This is a genomic window from Pseudonocardia pini, from assembly GCF_013870575.1.
Classification (GTDB): domain Bacteria; phylum Actinomycetota; class Actinomycetes; order Mycobacteriales; family Pseudonocardiaceae; genus Pseudonocardia; species Pseudonocardia pini.
The window spans coordinates 1-5,730 of record NZ_JACBXB010000342.1 but is presented as its reverse complement, the minus strand read 5'-3'; the positions used below and the strand labels follow the sequence as shown (position 1 = coordinate 5,730).

At 72.7% G+C, this 5,730-nt stretch carries 5 protein-coding genes; 1 reads left to right on the top strand and 4 read right to left on the bottom strand.

Annotated features, from left to right (window positions below):
• On the top strand, positions 1 to 620 hold a 620-nt coding region (locus H5J29_RS18930; protein ID WP_181782319.1), incomplete at its 5' end, for an NAD(P)/FAD-dependent oxidoreductase.
• A gap of 494 nt (positions 621 to 1,114) precedes the next feature.
• Here the strand turns inward: H5J29_RS18930 and H5J29_RS18925 are convergent.
• The 4 genes from H5J29_RS18925 to H5J29_RS18910 all read right to left on the bottom strand — a co-directional run.
• On the bottom strand, positions 1,115 to 1,951 hold the full coding sequence (locus tag H5J29_RS18925; protein WP_181782317.1) for a mycofactocin-coupled SDR family oxidoreductase: 837 nt from the start codon (positions 1,949 to 1,951) through the stop codon (positions 1,115 to 1,117).
• Positions 1,951 to 2,337: a nuclear transport factor 2-like protein gene (locus H5J29_RS18920; RefSeq protein ID WP_181782316.1), complete on the bottom strand. Its 387-nt coding sequence runs from the start codon at positions 2,335 to 2,337 to the stop codon at positions 1,951 to 1,953. Before H5J29_RS18920 ends, H5J29_RS18925 begins: the two co-directional genes overlap by 1 nt.
• Positions 2,337 to 3,524, bottom strand: a complete 1,188-nt coding sequence (locus H5J29_RS18915) for an acyl-CoA dehydrogenase family protein (RefSeq protein ID WP_181782315.1) — start codon at positions 3,522 to 3,524, stop codon at positions 2,337 to 2,339. The genes H5J29_RS18920 and H5J29_RS18915 overlap by 1 nt, the downstream gene beginning before the upstream one ends.
• 115 nt (positions 3,525 to 3,639) lie before the next feature.
• Positions 3,640 to 5,730: ATP-binding protein (locus H5J29_RS18910; protein ID WP_181782313.1), on the bottom strand; the 2,091-nt coding region annotated here is incomplete at its 5' end.

The following is a 5,730-nucleotide window of genomic DNA, read 5'->3' as shown; positions in this document are numbered from 1 at the left end:
ACGGGACCGTGCTGGCCGCCGGCACCGTCGTCGTCGCCGCGGGGCCGTGGTCGGTCCCGCTCCTCGCCGCCCACGGCGTCGACCTGCCCATCACCGTGCACCGCGAGCAGATCGTGCTCATCGACCCCGGCGCCGAGGTGGGCCCGGTCCCGGTGTTCTCCGACCTCGTGTCCCTGCAGTACGTCCGCGCGGAGAGCGGTGGGGAGATCCTGTTCGGCAACTCCGACCTCGCCGAGCTCGAACCGGCCGACCCCGACCACTACTCCGACCAGGCCACCGAGGCCTTCCTCGACCTCACCGTCGACAAGGTCGGCACCCGGTTCCCCGGCCTGGACAAGGCCTCCATCGCCTCCTCCTACGCGGGTTGCTACGACGTCACCCCCGACTTCAACCCGGCCATCTCCGAGACCGGGATCGACGGGCTCATCGTCGCCGCCGGGTTCTCCGGGCACGGCTTCAAGATCTCGCCCTCCGTCGGGCGGCTCGTGGCCGACCTCGTCGTCGACGGCCGCAGCAGCCACCCCGACATCCCCGAGACCGACTTCCGCCTCTCCCGCTTCGCCCGGGGCACGCTGCTCCGCAGCCCCCACCCCTACGTCGGTGCGGGCGAGATGCGGTGACGGACGGGGGCGGCGCGCCGGCGGGTCCGGACCCACCGCACCTCCGCGTACGGTCGGCGGGAGCACACGAGCCGATCTCCCGGGGATCGGCTCGTGTGGGTGAGCGTCGCGGCCCGGCGGTCAGGAGTGCCGGGTCACCTTGATCCCTGCCGCCTCCCGGTCCCAGGTCCCCTCGCCCGCACCGGTGGCACGCAGCTTCGACACGCTTGGCGAAACCGGTCACGTCGGCGACGAGCGGGCCATGAGGACCAGCCGCAGCGGGTTCTCGCCGTCCTCGGGCTCCGCCTGCTGCACCGTGGCCGGTGCACTGCCGAGGAGCTCGTCGAACGTCACGACCCGGAACCGACGAGGCGGGAGGTGGCGCGCGGCCCTGCCCACGGGCGGCGCGGGTGGCCGGCGCGACTCTCCGGTCGACGCGTCCTGCCGTGGGTGGGTTCCCCTCGGTCGGAGCACTGGGCCGGGACCGCCTCGGCGCAGGTCCCGGCCCGGGCGTGTCACATCTTCTGCAGCGCCCCGGCGTCGACCGGCAGCGTGCTGCCGGTGACGAACCGCGCCTGGTCGGAGGCGAGCCAGGCCACGGCGTTGCTGATGTCGCGCGGCTCCACCCACGGCGTCGGCAGGATGTTCATCCCACCCAGCAGCGCCTGCCGGAGGTCCTCGCGCGTGGGCGTCTCCAGGTCCGGTCGGAACAGCTTGTACATCCCGACGTGGTCGATCATGTCGGTCAGCACCGAGGTCGGCTGGACCGCGTTGACCCGGATCTCGTGCTGTCCCAGCTCGTTCGCCATCGTCCGGGCCAGCCCGATGACGCCGTGCTTCGCGGCCACGTAGTGCGCGAAGTTCGGGAACCCCTGGGTCCCGCCGGTGGAGCTGATCAGGATGATCGACCCGCCGCTCCCCTGCTCGATGAGCCGCGGAACGGTCGCCTTGACCGTCTTCCACACCCCCGTCAGGTTGACGTCGATCATGGTGTCCCACTGCTCCTCGGAGAGCTCGTGGACCGGGGCGGTGGTGAAGATCCCCGCGTTGGCCACCACGACGTCGAGCCTGCCGAGCTCCGCGACGCCGTCGGCGACCGCGGACTGCAGGGCGGCGAGATCGCGGACGTCCGCCTGGCGTGCGACGACCCGGCGGTCCAGCTTCTCGATCTGCGCCACCGTCTCGTCGAGATCGGCCACGGAGGCGCCGCGGTACTCCACGGTCTCCACCGGGGTGCAGACGTCGATCGCGATGACGTCCGCACCCTCCTCGGCGAGCCGGACCGCGTGCGACCGACCCTGCCCGCGGGCGGCCCCGGTGACCAGGGCGACCTTCCCGTCCAGCGTTCCCATCAGGCCAGCCCCAGCTTCTTCCAGTACTCGCCGAAGCTCGGCGGGCACACGTCGGCACCGCGGGTGACCTTGCCGTCGACGAACTGGTGGACCATGACGAGGGTGAAGTCCAGGACGTCGTCGCCCTTGCGGCGGTAGGCCTGGATCCAGGCGATCACGAGGCCCTCGGGGGTCTCCTCGGTGCGGACCACCTCGTTGCGGGCCTCGTCGAGCTTGGCCAGGATGCCGAAGGCCTCGAGGAACGAGCCCTTGGTGAACACGGTCTGGGTGCCGTCGGCCTGGAAGCCGGCCCAGCTCATGTCGTCCGCGTAGAGGTCGACGAGCAGGCTCGCGTCGCCCTTGTCGGCTGCGGCGAAGGCGTCGGTGAGGTTCTGGGCGTCGGACATCAGTTCTCCTTCAGGTAGCCGGCGATGATCGGGCCCGAGGCGTCGACCAGGGTCATGGGCTCGACGAGCATGTGCTGGGCTCCCACGGAGATGTCCCGCAGGCAGCGGCCCAGCACGCTGGGGTTGCGGATCGAGGCGGAGCCGCCCCAGTTGTAGGCCCAGGTCACGATGTCCTGGGCGACCTTCTGCACCCACGTCGCGGCCTGGCGCAGGCGCGCGCGGTGCTCCTCGGTGATGGTGCCCGCGGCCGCGGCGGCCTCGGCGTCGGCGTGGGCCTGGTAGACGTAGAGGCGCGCGGCCTGCAGCAGCGCGTCGTTCTCCACGAACCCGCGGCGGAACATCTCCGAGTCGCCGACGACGGTCGGGTAGCCGGGGCGCTTCTTGTCCTTGGTGATCTGGGCGATCTCCTCCAGCGCGCGCTGCGCGATCCCGAGCGCGACGGGCGCGTGCCCGCCGACGCCGATGCCGAGCATGCCCAGCTTGTACACGGCCTCGGGGCGCACCGGCTCGGTGGAGAAGGTGTCCATGGTGCGGGACTCGGGCACGAACAGCCGGTCGACCCGGTAGTTGTCGCTGCCGGTCGCGGACATCCCCATGACGTTCCAGCCACCGAGGAACTCGACCTCGTCCCGTGGGACGAACGCGATCCGGCAGACCGGGGTCTCGCCGTTCATCTCCGGCTCGCCGTCGTCTCCGAGGACGACGAAGCCGGCCCCGATCCGCGACGCGTGGTGCGAGCCGCTGGCGAAGCCGTAGGTGCCGGTGACCTCGTAGCCGCCCTCCACGCGCTTCCCGGTGCCGGTCGGCAGGATCATCCCCGCCGTGACGGCCTTGTCCGTTCCCGCGTACAGCTCCTCGGCGCCCTCGGCGGAGAAGAAGCCCGCCGCGACACCCGTCGAGAACGCGTTGGCCATGTAGGCCCAGCCCACGGACCCGTCCGCGCGGGACAGCTCCTCGACGATCTTCAGCGAGGTCACGATGCCCTCGCCTGCGCCGCCGTACTCCGTCGGCACGAGGACCCAGAACAGGCCCGCCTCGGCGAGCGCGTCCACCACCGGCTTCGTGATGGTGGCACCCGCCTCCATGGTGTCCGCCTCGGCGTCGATGACCGGCTTGAGGCTCCGGGCGCGAGCCACCCAGTCCACCGTCTGGGCGGTCGGCTCCGGGCGGGTGAGGGTTTCCGTCATGGTGTCGGCCTCCGTTGGTCGCACGTCGTCCGGACTCGGACTGACGGCGCCCACGATGCCGACCGGGGAGACCACGCGGACCCGGGTGACCACGTGGTCCGCTACGTGGTCCCGCTCACTTCTGGTCACTCAGCAGTGCGACGGCGACCTGGTTGCGGTTCTGCAGCCGCAGCTTCTGCAGGATGTGCTCGACGTGCCCCTCGACGGTCCGGTGCGACAGCACCAGCGCCGCCGCGATCTCCCGGTTCGTCCGGCCCGCGGCGATGTGCCGGGCGACCTCGCGCTCCCGCCGGGACAGCACGGCGATCACGTCGGACTCCGGCCGGAGCTCGGTGGCTTCCTCGGCGAGCGCGAAGTCCAGCAGCTCGGCCAGGCCCATCGCGGCGCCGCGGCGCGCACCCGTCTCCCAGGCGGCGTTGCCGAGCTCGGACCGGGCCCGCAGCACGAACCGCTCCCGCCGCGCCATCCACTCGGCCGAGCCGTAGAGCTGCTGCCCGAAGGCCCGCCACAGCACCGACGACGCCCCGATCAGCACCGCGGCCCGCGCCGCCGACCCCGCACCCGCCTCCGCCCACCCCAGCAGCTCGACGGCCAGCGGCGTGCCGACGGAGTCCTCGAACTGCCGCTTGAGGCCGAGGCTCTCCCGGGCCAGGGCGATGGCCTCGGGATGGCGCTCCTCGGTGACGGCGACGAGGCCCTGCCCGAAGATCGCGTACGACAGCATCCACCGCTCCCCGACCTCCTCGCAGCGCGCGCGGACGTCGTCGAAGAACCGCTGGGCCTCCCCCGTGCGGCCCTCGAAGCAGAGCAGCATCCCGAGGTGCACCCGCACGGCGCACGGCAGGTCCCCGCGCACCTGCGGATCGGTCTCGTAGAGCGCCAGCGACTCCCCCAGCAGGGTCTCGGCCCGCCGGTGCTCGCCGTCGAAGAACGCCGCCAGTCCCTGCGCGTCGAGGGCGAAGGCCTCCGCCGGCGGGTCCGGCGCGGCCCGAGCCAGGTCCAGGGCCTCGGCGACGACGGGCGCGGCGGTGTCCCGATAGCCCTGCATGGTCCGGACCAGGCCCACCGTGCCCAGCGCCGCGGCGCGCCGCCCGGGACTGAGCTCCTGCTCCAGCACCCGGTCCAGCCACATCGCGTGCTCGCGGGCGGAGAGCCCGCAGGCCCACAGGAACCACGGGGCGGACACCAGCTCGGCCGCCGTCGGCCGATCGATGACGAGGGCGGTCTCCAGCGCCGTGCGCACGTTGGCCAGGTTGGCGCGCAGCCGTTCGGAGATCGCGAACTGCTCGTCGGAGAACCACCGCCGCACCGACTCGGTGACCAGCCCGGCGCACCACTCCAGGTGCCTGCGGTGCAGGCGGGCGCTCTCGGCGGGCGAGAGCATCGCCTGGCCGAACTCGCGGATGGTCTCCAGGATCCGGAAGCGGACCCGGCCGCGGGACTCCTCGCGCTGCAGGATCGACTTCCCGACGAGGTCGTAGAGGCAGTCGAGGACGACCGCCGCGGGCAGGGCCGCATCCGCGCAGACGGCCTCGGCCGCCCGGGTGTCGAACCCGCCCGCGAAGATCGAGACGCGGGCCCACAGCAGCTGCTGTTCGCGCGTGCACAGCTCGTGGCTCCAGGCCATCGCGGCCTGCAGGCTCTGGTGCCGCTCGGTGCCGCCGCGCCCGCGGGTGGACAGCAGCTCGATGCTGTCCGACAGCCGGTCCGCCAGCTCGTGCACCGACAACACCCGCAGCCGAGCGCAGGCCAGCTCGATCGCCAAGGGCAGCCCGTCGAGCCGCTCGCAGACCTGCCGCACCGCCGCGCGGTTCGTGTCGTCGACGACGAAACCCGGCACGACGTCGCGGGCCCGGCTCTCGAACAGCGCCGTGGCGGGTCCGAGAGCCGCGAGCGGGTGGAGCACGGTGATCCGCTCCCCCGGCAGGTTCAGCAGCTCCCGGCTCGTGGTGAGGAAGTGGACGCGGGAGGTGGCACGCAGGACCTCGTCGACGAAACGGGCCGCGGCGTCCCGCACGTGCTCGCAGTTGTCCAGCACGATCAACATGTGGCGGGTGCGCACGTGCTCCACCAGGGCGTCCACCGCCGAGCGGTCCGGTTGGTCGCGGTGGCCGATCCCGAGCCCGTCGAACACGGCCTGCGGCAGCAGCGCCGGGTTGCGCAGCGACGCCAGCTCCACCACCCGGACCCCGTCGGCGAACGCCCG

Bases quoted from the DNA above. Each gene is read 5' to 3' on its own strand.
- H5J29_RS18925 (WP_181782317.1), bottom strand. From the start codon at position 1,951: ATGGGAACGCTGGACGGGAAGGTCGCCCTGGTCACCGGGGCCGCCCGC.
- H5J29_RS18920 (WP_181782316.1), bottom strand. From the start codon at position 2,337: ATGTCCGACGCCCAGAACCTCACCGACGCCTTCGCCGCAGCCGACAAG.
- H5J29_RS18915 (WP_181782315.1), bottom strand. From the start codon at position 3,524: ATGACGGAAACCCTCACCCGCCCGGAGCCGACCGCCCAGACGGTGGAC.